15 protein-coding genes are annotated in these 19,739 nt (G+C 39.9%); 6 read left to right on the forward strand and 9 right to left on the reverse strand.

From position 1 onward, the window contains the following. Positions 1 to 20 precede the first annotated feature (20 nt). Positions 21 to 503 (reverse strand): DUF456 domain-containing protein, encoded by a 483-nt coding sequence (locus PALPR_RS12975; protein ID WP_013446099.1) that lies wholly within the window; start codon positions 501 to 503, stop codon positions 21 to 23. Positions 504 to 652: 149 nt separating this feature from the next. Continuing rightward, positions 653 to 1,774: a DUF6051 family protein gene (locus PALPR_RS12980; RefSeq protein ID WP_013446101.1), complete on the reverse strand. Its 1,122-nt coding sequence runs from the start codon at positions 1,772 to 1,774 to the stop codon at positions 653 to 655. 215 nt (positions 1,775 to 1,989) lie between these two features. Between PALPR_RS12980 and PALPR_RS12985 the strand changes: the two genes are divergently transcribed. From PALPR_RS12985 to PALPR_RS12995, 3 genes are all read left to right on the forward strand, one after another. Beyond that, the gene (locus PALPR_RS12985; RefSeq protein WP_013446102.1) at positions 1,990 to 2,844 is read left to right on the forward strand and encodes a LytTR family DNA-binding domain-containing protein; all 855 of its coding nucleotides are present in this window, start codon (positions 1,990 to 1,992) and stop codon (positions 2,842 to 2,844) included. An 88-nt stretch (positions 2,845 to 2,932) separates the two neighbouring features. Next, positions 2,933 to 3,727: a patatin-like phospholipase family protein gene (locus PALPR_RS12990; protein ID WP_013446103.1), complete on the forward strand. Its 795-nt coding sequence runs from the start codon at positions 2,933 to 2,935 to the stop codon at positions 3,725 to 3,727. Positions 3,728 to 3,825: 98 nt separating this feature from the next. Beyond that, positions 3,826 to 5,019 carry a pyridoxal phosphate-dependent aminotransferase gene (locus PALPR_RS12995; protein ID WP_013446104.1) on the forward strand — a complete coding sequence of 398 codons (1,194 nt, stop codon included), beginning with the start codon at positions 3,826 to 3,828 and terminating at the stop codon, positions 5,017 to 5,019. A gap of 103 nt (positions 5,020 to 5,122) precedes the next feature. On the opposite strand, the gene PALPR_RS13000 is transcribed toward PALPR_RS12995, so the two are convergent. The 5 genes from PALPR_RS13000 to PALPR_RS13020 form a co-directional block, all read right to left on the reverse strand. Beyond that, the gene (locus PALPR_RS13000; RefSeq protein ID WP_013446105.1) at positions 5,123 to 5,530 is read right to left on the reverse strand and encodes a HEPN domain-containing protein; all 408 of its coding nucleotides are present in this window, start codon (positions 5,528 to 5,530) and stop codon (positions 5,123 to 5,125) included. Beyond that, positions 5,527 to 5,841 (reverse strand): nucleotidyltransferase domain-containing protein, encoded by a 315-nt coding sequence (locus PALPR_RS13005; RefSeq protein WP_013446106.1) that lies wholly within the window; start codon positions 5,839 to 5,841, stop codon positions 5,527 to 5,529. The genes PALPR_RS13000 and PALPR_RS13005 overlap by 4 nt, the downstream gene beginning before the upstream one ends. Before the next feature lie 703 nt (positions 5,842 to 6,544). Next, positions 6,545 to 6,667 carry a hypothetical protein gene (locus PALPR_RS16115; protein WP_272867137.1) on the reverse strand — a complete coding sequence of 41 codons (123 nt, stop codon included), beginning with the start codon at positions 6,665 to 6,667 and terminating at the stop codon, positions 6,545 to 6,547. Between the two features lie 71 nt (positions 6,668 to 6,738). Continuing rightward, the gene (locus PALPR_RS13015; RefSeq protein WP_013446107.1) at positions 6,739 to 10,203 is read right to left on the reverse strand and encodes a hypothetical protein; all 3,465 of its coding nucleotides are present in this window, start codon (positions 10,201 to 10,203) and stop codon (positions 6,739 to 6,741) included. A 297-nt stretch (positions 10,204 to 10,500) separates the two neighbouring features. Further along, complete coding sequence (locus PALPR_RS13020) at positions 10,501 to 10,884, reverse strand: HU family DNA-binding protein (RefSeq protein WP_013446108.1); 384 nt, start codon at positions 10,882 to 10,884, stop codon at positions 10,501 to 10,503. 961 nt (positions 10,885 to 11,845) lie between these two features. Between PALPR_RS13020 and PALPR_RS13025 the strand changes: the two genes are divergently transcribed. Then, on the forward strand, positions 11,846 to 12,784 hold the full coding sequence (locus PALPR_RS13025; protein WP_013446109.1) for an aldo/keto reductase: 939 nt from the start codon (positions 11,846 to 11,848) through the stop codon (positions 12,782 to 12,784). 13 nt (positions 12,785 to 12,797) lie between these two features. On the opposite strand, the gene PALPR_RS13030 is transcribed toward PALPR_RS13025, so the two are convergent. Both PALPR_RS13030 and PALPR_RS13035 read right to left on the reverse strand, forming a co-directional pair. Next, the gene (locus tag PALPR_RS13030; protein ID WP_013446110.1) at positions 12,798 to 13,580 is read right to left on the reverse strand and encodes a nitrogen regulation protein NR(II); all 783 of its coding nucleotides are present in this window, start codon (positions 13,578 to 13,580) and stop codon (positions 12,798 to 12,800) included. A 94-nt stretch (positions 13,581 to 13,674) separates the two neighbouring features. Next, positions 13,675 to 14,931, reverse strand: coding sequence for a phosphoglycerate kinase (locus tag PALPR_RS13035; RefSeq protein ID WP_013446111.1), 1,257 nt, complete (start codon positions 14,929 to 14,931; stop codon positions 13,675 to 13,677). Positions 14,932 to 15,271: 340 nt separating this feature from the next. Between PALPR_RS13035 and mdh the strand changes: the two genes are divergently transcribed. Together mdh and PALPR_RS13050 are read left to right on the forward strand one after the other, a co-directional pair. Beyond that, positions 15,272 to 16,213, forward strand: a complete 942-nt coding sequence (gene mdh / locus PALPR_RS13045; RefSeq protein ID WP_013446112.1) for a malate dehydrogenase — start codon at positions 15,272 to 15,274, stop codon at positions 16,211 to 16,213. A 238-nt stretch (positions 16,214 to 16,451) separates the two neighbouring features. Continuing rightward, the gene (locus tag PALPR_RS13050; RefSeq protein WP_013446113.1) at positions 16,452 to 19,481 is read left to right on the forward strand and encodes an outer membrane beta-barrel protein; all 3,030 of its coding nucleotides are present in this window, start codon (positions 16,452 to 16,454) and stop codon (positions 19,479 to 19,481) included. The last annotated feature ends 258 nt before the right edge of the window (positions 19,482 to 19,739 follow it).

The following is a 19,739-nucleotide window of genomic DNA, read 5'->3' on the forward strand; positions in this document are numbered from 1 at the left end:
ATCTTCAGGGCTTCTTTTATTTAGATTATAGTCAATAAATTGAACAGATAATGATCGATTAAGATACCTGCTACAATGAGCTGAGAAATGGTGCCAAGAATAAAAAAGGAGAATGAGCTTATGGCTTCGTGAATAGCCCGGTTGCTTTCCTTGCCTGCAATGAGTTCACCAATCAGAGCGCCGAGAATTGCTCCGGTGACAATGCCCCAGGGACCGAAATAAATGCCTGCCAGCATCCCAATCAGACTTCCCCAAACGCCTCTTCTGCTGCCTCCAAACTGTCTCTTACCCCAATGTGGGATGAAGTAATTTAATCCCTGAACGGCAATTATTACTAATCCCCAGCGAATAAAAAAGTGAACGGAGTATTCGGCAATAGAGCTGAAATTGAGTATCATTATTCCCAGATAACAGAGCGGAGTGCCGGGCATTTTGGGTACCAGACAGCCGATTAATCCGCCGATAAGAAATAGTCCTGCAACAACGATAAGAAAATAATCCATAATTTTTCAAATTAAAATGCAAGTGTTTCCGATAGGAATGGTTACGTTTGCAAATATAATTCAAAAAAAAATATCGAAGTGTCAATCGTTGAAAAAGATATCAACAATGGAATATCAAGGTTTTATGGTTGGTTCTGATACCAGATGCTTTATGCCAGAAACTGCGCAGCACGCCCGAATACCTGATTAAACGAAGCGTTAATCTCGGAGGAAATGGAACTGTTCACTATCGGAAACGGGTTTTCGTGCGAATAAGGAAAAGAGAAATCGAGCAGGCTTATTCTGGAACTGGCATTTTCGTTACCCATTGCTTCCACCACTCCGCGATAAGGTATTACCCTGTCCTTTTCGAGCGATATTCCTTCAATTCTGTCTCCCAGTTGCTTAAAGAAATCTTCTCTTTCAGCTTTGTTTTTGTCGGGCGAAATCATACTGAAAAACGATTCGTAGATTCTGTCGGACAAAGAAGCCGGTTTGACTGTTGACGAAAAGTCATTCATATAATACTGAAGTAAGCGAGCAAAAGCCGACTTGTCCATAATGCTTCGCGATTCGCCAAACATAGAACTGAAAATACCTCCACCGCAAAACATAAAGAGTTTTGAATCGGAAAATAACCCGTCAGGATTTGTCATGATGGTGATTTGCGATAGAAATGAACCTATCGAGTATGAGAAAATGTCAACCTGTGTGTTTTCGCTAAAGAAGGGATGTTTGCCTTGTTTTATCTCGGTGAATAGCTGAGCCAGATCGTTGATGCTCTGACGACCAGAACTGTAGAAACGTTTAGGGTTTTCGCTGATTCTTTCACTAAGCGCAACATTAGCAAAGCTAAGTGAACGATCCATTCCGTTGTTTCTTCGTCGCATCTCCATCAGGGTTGTCAGTGCGCGCGGGTTCGACCAGCTCAGTGGTGACCGGTTCATGTGAAAAGCTATGGGGAATAGTATCACCGGTTTCCCTGTTGTCGTGCAGAGATACTCTGCCCAGGTAAGGTACTTACTCCAGTTGCGCTCATTCAGTCCGTGCAAAAGCAATATTGCTTTGTTGGCCGGAGCAGAGCCTTTGCGCATAAATACCGGATAGGAGAACGACATATTTTCACGAATATGTTTGTCCTCTGTACTGATTAATTCAGGATCAATCAATGACCCGAATTTATTGCTTGTAAATGAACAGAAGCGGATGTCGATATTCGATTCGCTTAGGTGGGTGTCAATTCCCAATTGAAATTGAGCACTGAGTTCGATTTGCCGTTGAGAGTAGTTCATATATTGCATAATTTTGTCGATGCAAAGGAACTCTATATGTGGTCTACGGACAACTATGTGGGGAGTTTATACTTCGCAAGGGACAAAAGCGATGAATATGGGGCAAAATAAACAATAGCGGGGTGAAAAAATAATACCGTGCGAAAATGTGGTTTGTTTGTTTGGGTAGAATACTATACCTTTGCCCGTGTATTTTTTGAACCCCACACAAGACAATGAACTCCAAGATTCCTGCTTATCTGACAGAGAAGAACAATGTCATACGATTGATATTGTTTACTGCGGCTTTTGCTCTCTTGTTCATCAATATTTTCAAACCCTTCGGCTCGCGCGACTGGTATAAGATTTCTGATCTGAAGTTTTTTGTGTTTGCCAGTTTAATCGTGTTGGTGGGCATGTTGGTAGTGGTTATCAGCAGGCTTATCATGTTGGCCTATATCCGGAAAAATGCCATCAATTATTGGCAATACGGGCTGTGGGTGTTGGCAGAGATATTGTCCATGTCGATGTTCTATGCCTTGTTCACCAAGTTTATTCCCGAAGAAAATGCAGGGCGCGATTTTGTCGAGATATTCAATGACTCGGCTTTTCATGCAAGTCTTATCTTGTTGCTGCCGTACGCCATCTTGTGGTTGTACTTCTCGTGGCGCGAAAAAAATCATATGCTGGAGAAACTGTCGCAAGAAGAGCAACCTGTAGAAGTGCATAAAAAGAATCTGATTGCTTTTCTGGACGAAAAAGGCGAACTGAAGATTTCTATCGCTTTGGAGAATCTCTTGTATGTCGATTCGGCCGATAATTATGCTACCATCCATTATTTAAATAAATCCAAACTGTCTCATTTTCTTATTCGGAATTCGCTCAAGTGGATGGAAGAAAACATGACCACAGACAGACCGCTTGTACGTTGTCATCGCTCGTATATTGTCAACCTGGATAAAGTGAAGGTGCTGCGCAAAACCAAAGATGGTATTTACCTTGAACTGGACGCAATGAACACGCCTGATATTCCGGTTTCCAAAACATATTACGAGCGTGTAATGAACAAATTCTCCAAGTATTCGGTTTAATTTACTCGGAGTCCGGAGGTGGTTCGTTGCTCGATTTGTTTATTGTTTAAATATCTTTGCATATTAACTAATCAACTCGTTAAACATTATGAATCTTTCTCGACTTTTCGACAGCAAGCCTTATCGTATAGGGATTGCGCTTAGTGGAGGCGGCATCAAGGGACTATGCCATGCCGGAGTGCTCAAGGCGCTCGAAGAACAAGGTATTAAACCTGACATTATTTCCGGAGTGAGTTCGGGATCTGTAGTCGGGGCATTGTATGCCGACGGATACACACCGGACGAAATTGCAGTATTGTTCGAAGATATGCGACTGAGGGATATGACTAAGCTTCGTATTCCGAAAGGGGGATTTTTTAAGATCGATATTTTTGAGCATTTCCTCGCCGAAACATTACGTGCTAAGACATTCGAGGAGCTGAACATCCCGTTGCGGGTTGTGGCCACTAACCTGGATAAAGGAGTAAGCACCGTTTTTACCGAAGGAAAACTTATAGCACCTATTGTGGCTTCGTGCAGTGTGCCGGTGCTTTTTAATCCTAAGGTCATAAACGGGGTAAATTATGTTGATGGTGGAGTGCTGAGAAATTTCCCGGTTTCGACCATTCGCACCGACTGTGAGAAAGTGATAGGGATAAATGCCAGCCCCATGGTGGCCGACGATTATAAGACCAGTATTATCAATATAGCGCTGCGTTCGTACCATTTCATGTTCAAAGCCAATATATTGCACGACAAAGAGCTGTGCGATTTGCTGATAGAGCCTCTGGATATGGGAAATTACGAAACTTTCAGCGTGGATAAAGGACGCGAGATTTTTGAATTGGGCTATCAGAGTGCCCGTCAGATTCTGGCTTCCAGATTCGATTCGCAGGACATTTAGTATGTCTCAATTTAGTTTCAATTGATTATAATAACCCGCAAAATTGATTTTTTTTGATTACTTTTGCACCGAAATAATAATAAAAAACAATACAATTTATGTTTCCAGTATCAGAACGTCTGGCGGCACTTTCTCCTTCAGAAACGCTTGCCATGTCTCAAAAAAGTAATGAGCTGAAAGCTCAGGGATTCGATGTGATTAACCTCAGCGTTGGAGAACCAGACTTCAACACCCCTGACCACATAAAACAGGCAGCCAAACAGGCTGTGGATAATAACTTTTCGTTTTATTCGCCTGTACCCGGATACCCTGCTTTGCGTAATGCCATTTGTGCTAAATTAAAAGCTGAAAACGGCTTAGAGTATAAACCCGAGGAAATTGTATGTTCTAATGGAGCCAAACAATCGGTATGTAACGTGATTATGGCTATCATCAGCAAGGGCGACGAAGTTATCGTTCCGGCACCTTACTGGGTAAGTTACCCGGAGATGGTGAAAATTGCCGATGGTACTACCGTGGAAGTGTACGCAGGTATTGAACAGGACTTTAAAATTACCCCTGCACAACTCGAAGCTGCTATCACTCCTAAAACTAAAGCAATCATTCTATGCTCGCCTTCCAATCCTACCGGAAGTGTTTACAGCAAAGAAGAATTAAAAGGGCTGGCCGATGTATTGGCTAAGTACCCTAATATCATTATCCTTTCGGACGAAATTTACGAACATATCAACTACTTGGGCAGCCACGAAAGTATTGCTCAGTTCGATAACGTACGCGACCGCGTGGTGATTATCAACGGTGTGTCGAAAGGTTATGCCATGACCGGATGGCGCTTGGGCTGGATAGCTGCTCCTAAATGGATAGCTGCTGCCTGCAACACCCTGCAAGGTCAATACACTTCAGGACCTTGCTCTATCACCCAGAAAGCTGCCGAAGCGGCTTACACCGGCGACCAGACTTGTGTGGAAACCATGCGCGTAGCTTTCGAGCGTCGTAAGAAACTTGTGGTGGATTTGGCTCGTCAGATTCCGGGCTTGAAAACCAACGATCCTCAGGGAGCATTCTATATCTTCCCCGATTGCAGCTCGTTCTTTGGCAAATCGTACAACGGACGTGTTATTGAGAAATCGGGCGACCTGGCTATGTACCTGCTTGAAGAAGGCCATGTGGCTTGTGTAGGTGGCGACGCTTTTGGTGCACCTAACTGCATTCGTATGTCATACGCTACTTCGGACGAAAACCTGGTAAAAGCTTTTGGCTGGATCAAAGAAGCATTGGCTAAATTGGCGTAAGGAAATTACTTTTATATAAAAACAGGGCATTAATCGATATCGGTTAATGCCCTGTCTTTTTATTTTTAGCACACCTGCTTTGGGAGCAGGGGGTCGTGGGTTTTTATTTCGACTGAATTAATTTCTCTATGGTTTCAATAAACTCAAGAGCCTGAGGATAGAGTTTTTCAACAGTCTCTCTGTCGCTAAATGCAAAATCGTCATAATCACTGCTATGTCTTTTTTCGAAAAGAGTTGAATAAAAGCTACTAACTTTAGGCGATAATTTACCTGTCACAACAAAGTGCAAACCCAGCATTTGTTTTGCTCCACCGTGGGTTTGAGCCGAAATGCCATTCTTTACTAAAAGAGCAATTACAGCATAATAGCAGGCATAGTATAAACGGTTAATAGAGGCGTTAAAACAATCCTGATCAAGCAATAATTTTGCCTCGAACATGGTTTCTTTCGCTCTCTGTATTCTGTATGTGACTAATCCTGTTATACTTTCTTCATCAAAACTGTCTTTCATATCTCCACTCCTTCATTCACGATGTTTAAATAAAAAGGGGTTTTAAAAGGTCGGTTTTCCCATTTGTTTTTGGCTATTACCATCGGGCTTATCAGCACTCCTGTATTGAGTTCCAACAAATAAATAGGATATGTTATTTTTTGTTCGTCTTCCAATGTTACTTTCTCTTTATCCAGCAGAATCAATAAATCAATATCGCTGTCAGGACGGGCATCGCCACGAGCTTCCGAGCCATAAAGTATAACTTTGGCATTGGGTGCTTCTCTGCGTATAATTTCACGCAACTGACTAACAATCTCCGGACGGTTCATTTTGTTTTAATTCTAATTTGTTGTGGCAAAGATAATGATTTTATATTACAGTATAATTCTTCGCCATTATTCATTTAAGAAACATGTATGGAAGGACAAAGACGTTTTGCATTCTATCAAGTCGGGTCTCGCGGTTTCTAACTGCGTTTTTTATATTTGCGATTCTAAATCGCGAGACCTTGGATAGACCTTTCCTTTGCGATATGTGCTCATTCCAAAACATATTTGTGCGGAATCTAAGATTCAAACTTTAGTTGTTTCTACCTTTCAAACGAATGGCACTTACAACTATATGGAAAATATAACGAGTAGACCAACTGTTGTTTCTACCTTTCAAATGAAGGGCACTTACAACAAAAAGCCGCACCAATAGCAACAGAGATAGGTTGTTTTTACCTTTCAAACGAATGGCACTTACAACTTTGATTTTCCCTAAGAAGATCATCTACTAGTTGTTTTTACCTTTCAAACGAAGGGCACTTACAACATTGAAAAAATTAAAACATATTGAAATGGTTGTTTCTACCTTTCAAATGAAGGGCACTTATAACCATGCTACTTATTTTATTACAGCTTATGAAGTTGTTTTACCTTTCAAACGAAGGGCACTTACAACTATTAATTGAAAATAAAGAACTAATTTTGAGTTGTTTCTACCTTTCAAATGAAGGGCACTTACAACATTTTGTACTTTTACATCAGTTTAAAACAAGTTGTTTTTACCTTTCAAACGAATGGCACTTACAACTGCGAAGTTTGTTTTGTTCAAATAGTTTTCGTTGTTTCTGCCTTTCAAACGAATGGCACTTACAACAGGTTCTTGCATTTACGGAAGTTATTATGAGTCATGTCTACCATTTAAATGAAGGGTATTAGTGGGTTGATTCAAAATAGTCTTTACTTAGCAGAGATTATATTTTCAAAATACTTTTGCCCGGCAGCTTCACGTTTCTTTTTTCCATCACCTTCTTTGCTAAAATAATCGTTGTGAACTGTCTCCATCAATTTATCGCATACGGTGTGTAATTGTTTGTTCAGATCGGTATATTTTGTGGCATGAGTCGGTTTCACCTCGTTGGCTATAAACATAACTTCAGCATCACGTATCAGTTGGTCATAACTCTTCGAATCGGGGATACCGAAATGGAATGCCTTATTTCTGATTCCTTCGTTCTTTTTCTTTTCATTGTTGTAATAATTTCTTAAGCCTTTGATATACTTGAAATCAATATTGTTGCCCTTTTTGACGATTAATGATTCTTTAAAAATAAAATAGCGTTCCAACTCCAATGTTACATTGGTGAACTTGATAGATTTGGAAATCAAGTGACCGTCTATCTTCGCCAGATCGTCGTAGGTTAATGTCCTCTTCACAGGATTCGTACTAAAGGCTTCATAGGTTTTTCTGATGTCTTTGTCATTCTTTACCAATTCCAGGTAGTTGACAATATTGGCAAGAAAACTAGTTGGGTGTTTTTTGTCTTGTTGTTCTTTGTGCATTTTTAAGCCGATAAAGGCATCGATTTTTTTAAATGGCACCAATAAATGATAGAGCTGGATTCCTTCTTTGTTGGTGATATTAAACTCCACATCGCTTGTTAGCAGTTTGGTGATGGGGTGTTTTGCTTTGTCGGCAATCTGTTTGTCTGCTTTCAGATAGCACATAGCCATTTCGTAAAGCAATGCATCTTCCAGTTTGGTGGCTTTTAATTTATTGTAAAGCTTATTTCCGCTTTTAGATTCGCTGCGCTCTGGTTTGTCGGTATAGTAATACTCCGGAATAAGGTATTGAACGTTGTTTAAAGCCTCGTATATTATTTGCCCGTTAGCATCAGTTTGTAGTTTGCCTGTTGATTTCAAATAATTGATGAAATGCGAAAGGTTGATGAAAAACAGTTGGTTGCTGAACTGTTGTTCATAGTTATTCAGGTGATAGTTGTCAGGCTTATTCGTCTTTGCGGTATTACTTGCGAGCCATATTTCAAACTTTTGTTTAGTTTTTTCGTATAGGTTTTCCAACGAAGTTCCGCTTTGGAACAGTATCTTAAACTCATTATTCTCAAAGAATCCTTTCTTTTCAAACATCTCGTTTAAGTAGTATTTGTATTGACTTAGCTCTTCGAAGGCAAACATATATCGCGAGAAATCATTGAACTCATCGCGCTCAATGTGAAAGCTTTTGTGGTGCCCTGCTGCCTGTACGTTCTGCAAATAGCTGTTTCTAAAATACATCAAATTCCAGGCTTTTCGTATAAACTGGAGCTTAAATTGTTTGCCTTTGTTCCGCTTTATGAAATCATCGTAATTGCCTTCAGCTTTTGCTTTCACTACCAGTGAGCAGTATCGTTTTTCTGCCAGTAAAGCCTTTTCAAGTATGAGAGGTAGTGATGAATGTGGGGTTTGTAAATGATTTATTGCTGGTGAATAATTATTTAATAGTCTTCTGGGTAGAAGCTTTTTAAATTCTGTTTTTTGTTGTGGCTCAATGCTGTCTTGTTGTGTCAGAATTTGTTTGAATGCGCTGAGGTCGGCTTTGTTGTGCGAGTAATATTCTTGTAATAGTTGTTTTCCTGCATTTTCAGCCGTATTGTTTTGAATGTTTCTGAGTGCATCTTCCAACAAATAAATCAATAATGCCCGCTGAATGGTAACTGTGTTTTCAACTCCATCAAACGAAAGTTTAAGCTGAATGGCATTATTCTCGATAACAAAAGCGTCATCCCACGATTCGTAACGTTTAAGATGTTCTTTATAGCTGATAAAGTGGACAAGCTTCCCTTGATGAAATTTCAGGCTGTCGTATTTCTTTTTATCTTTGGGTAGTTCATATTTTTCAAGTTCGCTGTTTTGCTCATCGGTAGCGTAAAAATGATACATTTTAAACGAGGCATCTTGCCCGAAGTAATTGATTTCAGCCAAAAAGCGCGCTGAAAAGTCCATAAACCGATCCTGGTTTCGTCCATAAGAAACGGTGAGCAGGTTCTTTTCAATACGCTGAATCAACTTGTCTTTTATCGGATTTGGCTCATGTTGTAATTCCCTAATGCTCGTTTCCGTTTTTTTAATATCACTTTCGTTTTTCTCCTTTCTCTTCCCGAATAGCCCCTTTGCGGCTTTTAAGTCAGCCAATTTTTTATGAGCATCTTTCAACTCGGGGCAGGTGTCTGTTTCGTACGTATAAGCAGTTATTTCTTCGTCGGTAAAGCTTGCATTTATATATTCTTTTTCGATGGACTTGCCCAGATGCTTCTTACCCCAAATCTGATATTTGGCAAATGTGGCGAACCGCTCATTTCCTTCGTATAAAGGAAATGAACGATTTATTTCCAGTTCAATAATTTTACTCTTGAGCTTGTCGGTCATGGCAGGGTTCGACGAATCCAGTTCAAGGTCTTTATTCCATGCCACCGGATAATGATTCAGATATAATATCAAATCCCTGAACTTTACCAGTTGATTTTCTTCGCTATCAATATCCATGCTGTTGAATCTTTTGGAGAAAAAAGTAAATATCTCCCGCTTACTTTTCTCCTCTTCGGTTGTATTCTTTTTAAACCCTTTTATCTTGGATATAAGCTGGTTTGCTTCGCTCTTGTATAAAAACATGGAAAGCAAAAACAAGCATGAATAAAAAGATAGGTATTTACCAGCACTTATAGTGAGTACCGGATGACTATCAAATAGATTCCAGATATAGTCGGTCTCTTTTTCTGCAAACAGAAGTTGGTCTATAGCAGCTTGTTTCGATAATGTTTTAAAATACTTTCGGTATTCCTTGTATTCTTTTAATTGAGGGGTTTCATTCTGAAGCATTGAAGTCTTCTTTTCGTCCAGAGGCAAAAACTTGTCGTGCAGAAACGCAACCAGTTTTTGATCGGCATGTGGGTTCTCACTAAATTGAAGATAGTTTATTCCTTTTTCTTTCAGGTAGATTTGTATTACAGCCAGCTCAAAGCTCTCTTTCAGAAAATCGATTATGTTGGTGGGAACAGCATCAATCTTTAAAGGGTCGAAACGATGGATATAGTGACTATTGATATTGCGGATGTCCGATATTAAACGTTTAATATTTTCTATAAATTCTTTATCAAACTGTTGTAGGCTTATAAAACGTGTTGGTCTTTTTGCTCGTAAATTTTCATCGAGGACGTATTCAAACAGATTCTCGGTATCCAGTTGTTTAAATGTATGCCCAACGGCAAAATAATGAATACGTTGTTCTTTGTTTACATCGTTTTGTGCTTTGATGTCGAAGTTGCGACATGACTTTTCTGCTATTGGTGCAATAGCTCCCTTGGAGTCGAAAATCTTTTTAAAAGAATTGATTCCATTGAAATAAATGTTGTTTGCAGATGTTTTCATAAGTATATGATGTTTTTATTATATATGCAAGGTGTAGAGATGATTTAGTTTTTTAGTAGTGTTCTTAGCGTTTTTCCCATTCCAATCTTTTTTCAAACTCATCGGAGAGTAGTTGCTCGGTTCTTCGGAGAGTAATTTTAAAACGCTCGGAAAGCATTTTTAAAATGGTAGGAGACTGTTTTTATTCTCGTCGGTAACGAGTGATACTTCTTGTAAAATAGAAAACCGAAAGCGCCATACGACCCGTTGCATTCTCGTATTTTGCTCCCGGTTTTAGGGTTGTCCGGTTCGACTATCTTATAGTTTTTCGAACTTGATATTGTTCAACATTTCCCGTACATCGCTGCCCGGTCGGTAAGTTACCTTGGTGTCTGTTATCATAGCCGTTGTAAATTTTTCTTCACTTTCGGCACCTTCGCTCTTGATGTTTATCTGAAATGTACCGAAATCGCCAAAGCGTACAATCTCACCATTTTTCAAGTGTCGGTTCAGAATTTTTGTCAGGTCGTTCAATACGGCCAGTACATCGGTGTCGCTCACGGTCGAAGAGTTTTCGGCTATTTCGCGGCTAATTTGTTTTAGTGTTATATCCCCTACACTTTTTGTTTGGGCATAATACTTTTTGGGTGCATCGGGGTTTCCTGGATTCCCCTTCAATGCTAATACATACTTTACATTCATGATTTTTTTTCGATTAAAGTTTTTATTTATTTTGCTCGACTTGCCAATAGGTTTTGACAGGTCAAGTGCAACGGGTCATTGGTTAGTGTTGTTTTCAAACACCGATTAAATCAATAACACGGCTTGCACCCTGAGCAAAAGCGAAATGTGCAGCTATGCGCTCTAAGCTGCTGTGAATACACGAATGCTTCTGAAAGTGGTAATTGTAAACCATAGTGTATTGATAAAAGTTTCCTAGTCAGTTTCTGTTTTCTGTTTTTCGCTTCCGATGGTTTAGTCTGTCGGAACTGAAATTATTGATTAACAAAACAGTGCGACAAATATACAGAGTTTTAATTTAATTTCCAATAGGATGTAAGTATAAAATTATAATCTTTTCAATATGTTATATCCGTTAGGCTGCTGTTTGTGTGATGATTACTGCCTGAAAGATGCCTGCCGTTAAGCCTTGAAGCTGCCTGTTGGTCGGCGATGGCAGCGGTTTATAAAGTGCCAAAGAGCAAGTCGGTGTATTTGCATTACACACTTTAATTCTCTACAAAAAAACCTAAAACTTAGTGTTTCCGAACATTCATTTCTATCTTTGCGTTTAGCAAACTTAGTAATACACTAGAGATTATATAAGTTTGATTCTTTGAACTTCTAATGCTTTGATTTATGACTAATGAGGCATATTATTTAATTTTAGATTCCTGAAGGGAATCAATGTGAATAACCGCCGGTAAAACCGGCGGATGAGAATCATAGAAACTGTTGGAGCCCTGAAGGGGTTCAATGACATTTTTTATAGTGATATTCAGCCCACTTCGGGGCTGGAGTTGTGTTTTGATTTTCATCCCCCGGTTGCGCTTCACTTACCGGGGGTTATTCAAATTTAGCCACTTCGTGGCAATAAATAGTCTTTGCAATAAACTCTTATGTTCGTAACATTATATAATGTCTAATAAATAATAAAGGTGATATGACAAATCTTACGTTTCAGAATGGCGACCGGTTGCCTGTCCTAGGTCTGGGTACCTGGCTGTCGAAAAATAATGATGCATACAATGCTATACTCGAAGCTATCCGCACGGGCTACCGGCATATTGATTGTGCGTCGATGTATGGCAATGAAAAGGAAATAGGACTGGCACTGCAGGAGGCTTTCAGGCTCGGGTTGGTGAAAAGGGAAGAGCTTTTTATTACTTCCAAGCTCTGGAACAGCGACCATGCGCCGGAGCGGGTAGAGGTGGCTATACGCAAAACACTGGCAGACCTGCAACTGGATTACCTTGACTTGTACCTGATGCACTGGCCGGTGGCTTTTAAAACCGGATGTGTTCATGTGAAACAGGCTTCGGAGGTGTGGTCGCTGGACGAAATGCCGCTATCCGTTACCTGGAAAGCGCTTGAGGGAGTGAAAAAGAACGGACTAAGCCGCCATATCGGTGTGTCGAACTTTAATATCCCTAAGCTAAACCAGCTGATAGCCAAAGCAGAGATTGTGCCCGAAGTCAACCAGATAGAACTGCACCCTTACCTGCAACAGACCGAACTGCTTGCTTACTGTCAGGCAAAAGGGATCGTGGTGACGGCTTATTCTCCGTTGGGTACCAGCAAGCTGGTGCATAGCGAGGTAGGACTTACGCACGAAAAAGTGGTGCTCGCTGTGGCCGAAAAACATCATGCTACACCGGCTCAGGTATTGTTGGCATGGGGTATGGGACGTGGAACTGCGGTTATACCGAAGTCGGTGAATGCAACACGTATTGCTGATAATTATGCTGCGCTGAATCTGCAGCTGGATGCAGAGGATGTGACTCTTATCAACTCGCTGGAACGAAACCTGCGTATGGCATTGGGCGATTTTTGTGTGGTGCCGGGTGGAAGTTATACCTTGCAGAGTATCTGGGAGGAGTAATGTTCCCGACTGCTTATTTCTGCACGTGTTTTAATGACTCTAGCTTGCGTATAAACTCTTTGCCGTTGGCAAAAGTGGTTTTTTTCAGTATGCGGTGAAAAGAAACCCGGAGGCTGTTGGGGGTTTTGCCCGTCAGGTTGGAAATATCGTCGATAGTCATTTTGAGCGATAAGTAGCCGCACAGGAGCAATTCCATGTTCGAAAATCCGGGAAACATGTTGGTGAGTAAATCCAGTCTTTCTTCGCTGACTACCTCGGGCTTGGCGGGGCGTATAAATTTGTTGGCGAGAATTTCTTCCAGCATATCGTTGAGAATAATTTCGTCGAGCAAATTCTTTCCGGGTTTGTTCAGGTAAGGTCTCAGGCGTTGTGCCTCGCGCTTGTATGCTTGCGACAGTTGATCCAGCACGGCCTGGCTCTGTGCATGCGACTCGGTGAACTGAATCAGTATCAGCCCCGGGTTGTCGGGTAGAGCGCCTGCAGTCATATCTACACTGCTTATCGTTTTGTCGAATCGTCGGAGCAATATCTCGCGGCTTATCAGGTCGGTATTCCGGCTGATGGTTTTTATCATATCCATCGTGCGCTGCGAGTCGATAAACATGTTTCTGATATTTTGTTTATCAAAAATGAAATCTTCTTTGGTGGCGGCTTTGAAAAACCTGATGGCTTGTTGGTTTACTTCCAGAATCATCCCATTGCTGTCAATAATCAAAGCACAGGTAGGCATCCATTGAAAAACGGATGACAGCGATTGTTGATGGCCTGATTTATTGTTGAGATTATCCGAAATCATAGTTGAAATTTAAAGCCGGACTTAAAAACAAATCGGAGTGTAACTTTAAAGGCTACACTCCGATGTCTTTTATTTCTGTCTGTGTAGAGCCTGATTAAAATCCACGGATAGCTTCGATACCCGGAAGAACTTTACCTTCCATGTATTCAAGCATAGCACCACCACCGGTAGAAACGTAGCTTACTTTATCAGCCAGGTTGTTCTTGTTGATAGCTGCTACCGAGTCACCACCACCGATCAACGAGAATGCACCTTTTGAAGTTGCAGTTGCCACAGCGTGAGCAATAGCAGTAGTTCCTTTAGCGAATTTTTCCATTTCAAATACACCCATTGGACCATTCCAAAGAACAGTTTTAGAGTTTGCAATTACTTCGCTGAAAGTAGCAATGGTTTCGTCAGCAATATCCAATCCCATCCATCCGGCAGGAGTTTCGTTTGTTTTCGAAATGCAGGTTTCAGCATCAGCAGCAAATTTATCAGCGTTTACAGCATCAGTAGGGATGTATACATTTACGCCTTTTGCTTTTGCTTTGTTCAAAATTTCAAGAGCCAAATCAAGTTTGTCCACTTCGCAAAGTGAGTTACCAATTTCGCCACCCTGAGCTTTGATAAAAGTATAAGTCATACCACCACCGATAATCAGGTTCTGAACGCGGTCAAGCAGGTTTTCGATAATCAAAATCTTATCAGATACCTTAGCACCACCCATGATAGCTGTAAAAGGAGCCTGAGCTTCTTTCAATACTTTATCCATAGCAATCAACTCGCTGTTGATAAGGAATCCGAACATTTTATTTTCAGTAGAGAAGTATTCGGCAATAACAGCGGTAGAACCGTGAGCACGGTGAGCAGTTCCGAATGCATCGTTTACATAAACATCGGCGTAGCCTGCCAATTTCTTAGCAAATTCTTTTTGTTTAGCTTTCAATGCTTTTTTAGCTTCTTTCTTTTCTTCGTCGGTAGCAAATTCGCCACGTGGTTTGCCTTCTTCTTCTTCATAAAAACGAAGGTTTTCGAGCAATAAGATTTCGCCGGCTTTCAATGCAGCAGCTTGTGCATCAGCATTGGCACAGTCTTCAGCAAATTGTATCTTTTGTCCTACGCGATCTTCAACTGCAGAAATAATTTGTTTCAACGAAAACTTAGGATCCGGGTTTTGTTTCGGACGACCCATGTGAGACATCAAAATTACAGAACCGCCATCAGCTAAAATCTTTTTAATTGTAGGCAATGCTCCGCGAATACGGGTATCGTCGGTAACGGCACCGGTTTCTTTATTCAAAGGAACATTAAAGTCCACACGAACTATTGCCTTTTTACCGGCAAAATTAAATTTGTCAATTGTTTGCATATTCTTATTATTTATGAATGTTTGATACTTACTGGCCTGATAATTTGTGTCGGAAATAAACGACCGTGCATTATCATGTGTTTCTGCTGATTATTCCTGACGTTTGTCTTTAATTCTTTGTCAGATAACCTAAGAGCTTCAAGAATAGCCCTTTTTTTCGACCACAAAGATACAAATAAACTTAGAATTTTGAGCAATTTGTTCCCAAGCATTTTGAAATGAAAATAGGTACTTTTATTTGTCAAAAAATTAAAGAAATTTTTCTCTAATTGAATATATAATTGTATCTTTGCGTCAGTATACTTATAACAAGAAAGAACAATTAAAAAATAAAATTATTATGTCAAAAGTAACCGTAGTAGGTGCCGGTAATGTAGGTGCCACATGTGCAAATGTACTTGCATTCAATGAAGTAGCTGACGAAGTTGTAATGCTTGATGTGAAAGAAGGCGTATCAGAAGGAAAAGCGTTGGATATGCTTCAAACTGCCGCTTTGTTAGGCTTCGATTCTAAAATTGTTGGTTGCACCAATGATTATGCTCAAACAGCAAATTCAGATGTTGTAGTTATCACTTCAGGTATTCCACGTAAACCGGGTATGACTCGCGAAGAGTTGATTGGTGTAAATGCAGGTATCGTTAAAAGCGTAGCAGGTAATATCCTGAAATACTCTCCAAACGCTATCATTGTTGTGGTTAGTAACCCAATGGATACAATGACTTATTTGGCATTTAAATCATTAGGTCTTCCTAAAAACAAAGTTATCGGTATGGGTGGTACATTGGATAGCTCACGTTTCAAATGCTATTTGAGCAAAGCATTGAATGCTAACCCAACTGAAGTTGAAGGTTTGGTAATCGGTGGTCACGGTGATACTACTATGATTCCGTTGACTCGTTTTGCTTCTTACAAAGGTCGTCCGGTAGCTGATATTCTTGATGCTGAAACATTGGCTAAAGTTGTTGCTGATACTATGGTTGGTGGAGCTACTTTGACCGGTCTTCTTGGAACTTCTGCATGGTATGCTCCGGGAGCTGCTGCTGCTTACCTGGTTGAATCTATCATTCACGATCAGAAAAAAGTTATCCCTTGCTGTGTTTACCTTGAAGGAGAATACGGACAAAAAGATATTTGCATTGGTGTACCAGTATTAATTGGTAAAAACGGTGTTGAAGAAATTGTTGATTACAAACTGAATGCTGAAGAAAAAGCATTGTTCGAAAAGAGCGCTGCTGCAGTACGTGCTACTAACGATGTGTTGAAAGAAATCAACGTATTGTAATTAAAAACAACTATACTTTTATTATTAAAAAGTCGCAATAAGATCTTATTGCGACTTTTTTTTGCTCATGAGTATCTTTCAGAAAAAAAAACAAAAGTTGATAATCGCTTATCAATCTGTTTTATGCCCATAAAATGCTAGGTGTATTGTTTAAAAACCAAACTCTCGATTGGTTCAATAACTTAAACTATCTTCTAATTCAATAGTCAATACAATATGTACTTTGAATTTAATGAAAATGAATAAGAAAATTTACACCTTTTTTATCTTGAGTTGCGTTACTTTTGCCCTCTTTGGGCAGCGTACTAGCGGAAATGCTCAGAGTTCTACCGCAAACAGAGTTGCTTCGGTTACAATTAGAGCTGTCGTAGCTGATTCTGTTGATAATCAGTTGATAGAGTTTAGCTCTGTGAGGCTGTTTAACGCAAAGACAAATCAATTAATTCAGGGCGGAACTACTAACCAGAATGGTCTAATTGAGCTGAAAAATGTAAAAACGGGAAATTATTATTTGATATTTTCTTTTACCGGCTATAATTCTAAGCGTGTAGAAATAAAAGAGCAGCAGTTTAGAAGAACTACACTCAATCTGGGTACTATCAAGCTCGGTGAGGCGAACAAAAAACTGGATGAAGTTACCGTAAACGGTAAGATGCCGGAACTGGTTATAAAAGAAGATACAATGGAGTATAATGCCGCTGCATTCAAAACTCCTGATGGAGCTGTGGTAGAAGACCTTATAAAACGATTGCCCGGAATGGAAGTGGATGCTGACGGAAAAATTACCACAGCAGCCGGTAAACAGATAACTAAAGTGCGGGTGAATGGTAAAGATTTCTTCGGAAATGACCCCAAAATGGCAACTAAGAACCTCACAGCTGATATGGTTGATAAAGTGCAGGTGATAGATAAAAAATCCGATATGGCTATTCTTACCGGAGTTGATGACGATGAACCGGAAACCATTATTAATCTAACCATTAAAAAAGGTATGATGAAGGGCTGGATGGGGAATATTAATGCAGGTATAGGTCAGATTATTGACAACAAGAACAATGAAGATTCCCGATATGTTGCCAGTGGTATGTTGAATCGATTTACCGATACCGAACAATATTCATTAATCGGAAACACCAATAATATCAACGAAAGAGCCTCAACAGACAGAGGGAATAACGTGATGAGCGGTCGTGGAGGAGCCGGTGGTGGCGGAGGTGGTAATTCTGGCGGAGGCGGAAGTACCAGTGGTGGAAACGGAATTACCAGTTCATCCCTAATCGGCTTCAATATGGCAAAAGAAGTTAATAAGAAACTTAAGATAGGAGCTAATATATCGTATAACTACGGTGATACTTATACCAAAAGTAATAGTTTCAGAGAAAATATTTTTACCGATAGTGTGTCATACCGCCGAAGTAATTCTACTTCTCGCTCTATCAGTAATAACTTCAGCATTGGTGGGAAAATGGAATATCAGATGGATTCATTGACAACGATTATCTTTACTCCGACAATTTCATTTAATAAATCATCAAGCAGCAGTGATTCTTATCAAAAATCAATGGCCGGCGATGCTGACTCTACAGCTGTAAACGAAAGTAAATCTTCCAGTACGCTTCATCCTAAGGGAACTAACCTGGGCTTACAATTGGATGTATCGCGCAAGTTGTCTGCCAAAGGAAGGCGTCTTAGCTTTAGTGGTACATTAAATATGAGTGAGAGTGATGGCGTGGGGACTAATAACTCCACCAATAAATTTTATCTTTCACCCGACAAAAGCACAGTTTATAACCAGCAAAATGCCAATACTGCAAATCGTAACTCGTATGGTATGAGAATCACCTACGTAGAGCCTATTGCAAAGAATTATTTTATCGATTTATTATATAATGTACAGTTTAATAATACTGTCAATGAAAGAGAAACCTATGATTTTGACCCGATAACAGAAGAATATGTTGATTTAAATGCCAACTACAGCCGTAGTTCGTCCGTACATTCGGTAAGTCAAAATATTCGTGCAAATCTGAGAGTTGTTCAGCCTAAATATTCATACAATATAGGTGTTTCTATATCTCCAAGTTATACAGACAATGTAGGGTATATAAAAGATTGGTTCGGTCAGGGACAAGATTCAATCTATAATAAACCGACTCCGCGGAAAACCGTGAACTATGCTCCACAATTCGAATTCACTTATCGTTTTAATAACGACAAAACTTTGAGACAGTTTTTACGTATGCGTTATAACGGTAGAACCAATCAACCGTCGATAACTCAGCTTGACCCATCGGAAGACGTTACCAATCCACTTAATATTCGTAGTGGTAATCCGGATTTGTTACCTTCGTTTGATCATAACATTTCGCTGGAATATAACAGTAATAAGAGAACAACTCAATCTTCTTTCAGTGCAACATTGACTCATAAATTTGAGCAGAATTCGATAATTAATTATACTACTTACGAAAGAGGTACAGGAGTACAATACACACACCCTGTAAATGAGAATGGAACATGGAGTAGTCAGGCTGATATTTTATTTACCCAACCGCTCGATAAAAAAATGCGATTTAATCTGAATTTGCGAACAGGAGCTGGTTACAGTAATCAGGTTGGGTTTACACTGCTCAATAAGCAGAGCGAGCGTAATGTGACTCACACAGCTACTCTTTCGCCTAATTTATCAATAAGTTATAAAAATAACTGGTTTTACGGGCAATTTCGGGGACAGGTTCGCTATAGCTCATCCAATTATACAATGACCGGACTTAGCCCCAGACAATCCACAACATATCATGTTTCTTACAATACTCAGCTTACTTTCCCGTGGTCAGTTTCATTATCATCAGATGTCACCTATACAGCCAACCGTGGATATAGCGCAGGATATAATCAGAATGAAGTACTCTGGAATGCTCAGTTGAGCAAATCATTTTTGCGCAATAATGCTGGATTGATTCGTTTGCAACTAAATGATATTTTGCACCAACGGTTGAATATGAGCCGTAGTGTAACTACAAATTCAGTGACAGATACACAATATACAGCTCTGACAAGCTATTATATGGCAACTTTTACCTATCGGTTTAATAATGCAGGAAACAGAAGAGGTGCAGGTAATCGATCCCGAATGGGTGGAATGAACGATAATGCTGACCCTTCGAATCCAGATAGCTTTAGCCCGGCGAATGGAGGTGGAACCAGAGGCGGCTTTAGGGGCGGTAACTTTGGTGGAGGCGGTGGCGGAAATCGTATCGGCAGGTAAAAGTAGTTTTGTTCAACTATACTTTAAGAATGTCAATTGCAGATCATCTTGGGATGAATCTGCAATTGTTTTTTTGTTGTGTATGCATAAGGAGCTACTTAAAAGCGGGCTATTTTAGTATTGTTGATTGATTGTGTTGCTATTCGTATATTCCTTTAGAGCCAATTCGGTTAAATAGTAATACGGAATAATTTCTTTAATGATAATCAACATAAAATATTATAGAAATATGCGAAAAAACATCTATCTTTGTAATCG

Source organism: Paludibacter propionicigenes WB4 (assembly GCF_000183135.1).
GTDB lineage: Bacteria > Bacteroidota > Bacteroidia > Bacteroidales > Paludibacteraceae > Paludibacter > Paludibacter propionicigenes.

Coding starts and splice junctions, on each gene's coding strand:
- PALPR_RS12975 (WP_013446099.1), bottom strand. CDS start 503: ATGGATTATTTTCTTATCGTTGTTGCAGGACTATTTCTTATCGGCGGA.
- PALPR_RS12980 (WP_013446101.1), bottom strand. CDS start 1,774: ATGAACTACTCTCAACGGCAAATCGAACTCAGTGCTCAATTTCAATTG.
- PALPR_RS12985 (WP_013446102.1), top strand. CDS start 1,990: ATGAACTCCAAGATTCCTGCTTATCTGACAGAGAAGAACAATGTCATA.
- PALPR_RS12990 (WP_013446103.1), top strand. CDS start 2,933: ATGAATCTTTCTCGACTTTTCGACAGCAAGCCTTATCGTATAGGGATT.
- PALPR_RS12995 (WP_013446104.1), top strand. CDS start 3,826: ATGTTTCCAGTATCAGAACGTCTGGCGGCACTTTCTCCTTCAGAAACG.
- PALPR_RS13000 (WP_013446105.1), bottom strand. CDS start 5,530: ATGAAAGACAGTTTTGATGAAGAAAGTATAACAGGATTAGTCACATAC.
- PALPR_RS13005 (WP_013446106.1), bottom strand. CDS start 5,841: ATGAACCGTCCGGAGATTGTTAGTCAGTTGCGTGAAATTATACGCAGA.
- PALPR_RS16115 (WP_272867137.1), bottom strand. CDS start 6,667: ATGCAAGAACCTGTTGTAAGTGCCATTCGTTTGAAAGGCAGAAACAAC.
- PALPR_RS13015 (WP_013446107.1), bottom strand. CDS start 10,203: ATGAAAACATCTGCAAACAACATTTATTTCAATGGAATCAATTCTTTT.
- PALPR_RS13020 (WP_013446108.1), bottom strand. CDS start 10,884: ATGAATGTAAAGTATGTATTAGCATTGAAGGGGAATCCAGGAAACCCC.
- PALPR_RS13025 (WP_013446109.1), top strand. CDS start 11,846: ATGACAAATCTTACGTTTCAGAATGGCGACCGGTTGCCTGTCCTAGGT.
- PALPR_RS13030 (WP_013446110.1), bottom strand. CDS start 13,580: ATGATTTCGGATAATCTCAACAATAAATCAGGCCATCAACAATCGCTG.
- PALPR_RS13035 (WP_013446111.1), bottom strand. CDS start 14,931: ATGCAAACAATTGACAAATTTAATTTTGCCGGTAAAAAGGCAATAGTT.
- mdh (WP_013446112.1), top strand. CDS start 15,272: ATGTCAAAAGTAACCGTAGTAGGTGCCGGTAATGTAGGTGCCACATGT.
- PALPR_RS13050 (WP_013446113.1), top strand. CDS start 16,452: ATGAATAAGAAAATTTACACCTTTTTTATCTTGAGTTGCGTTACTTTT.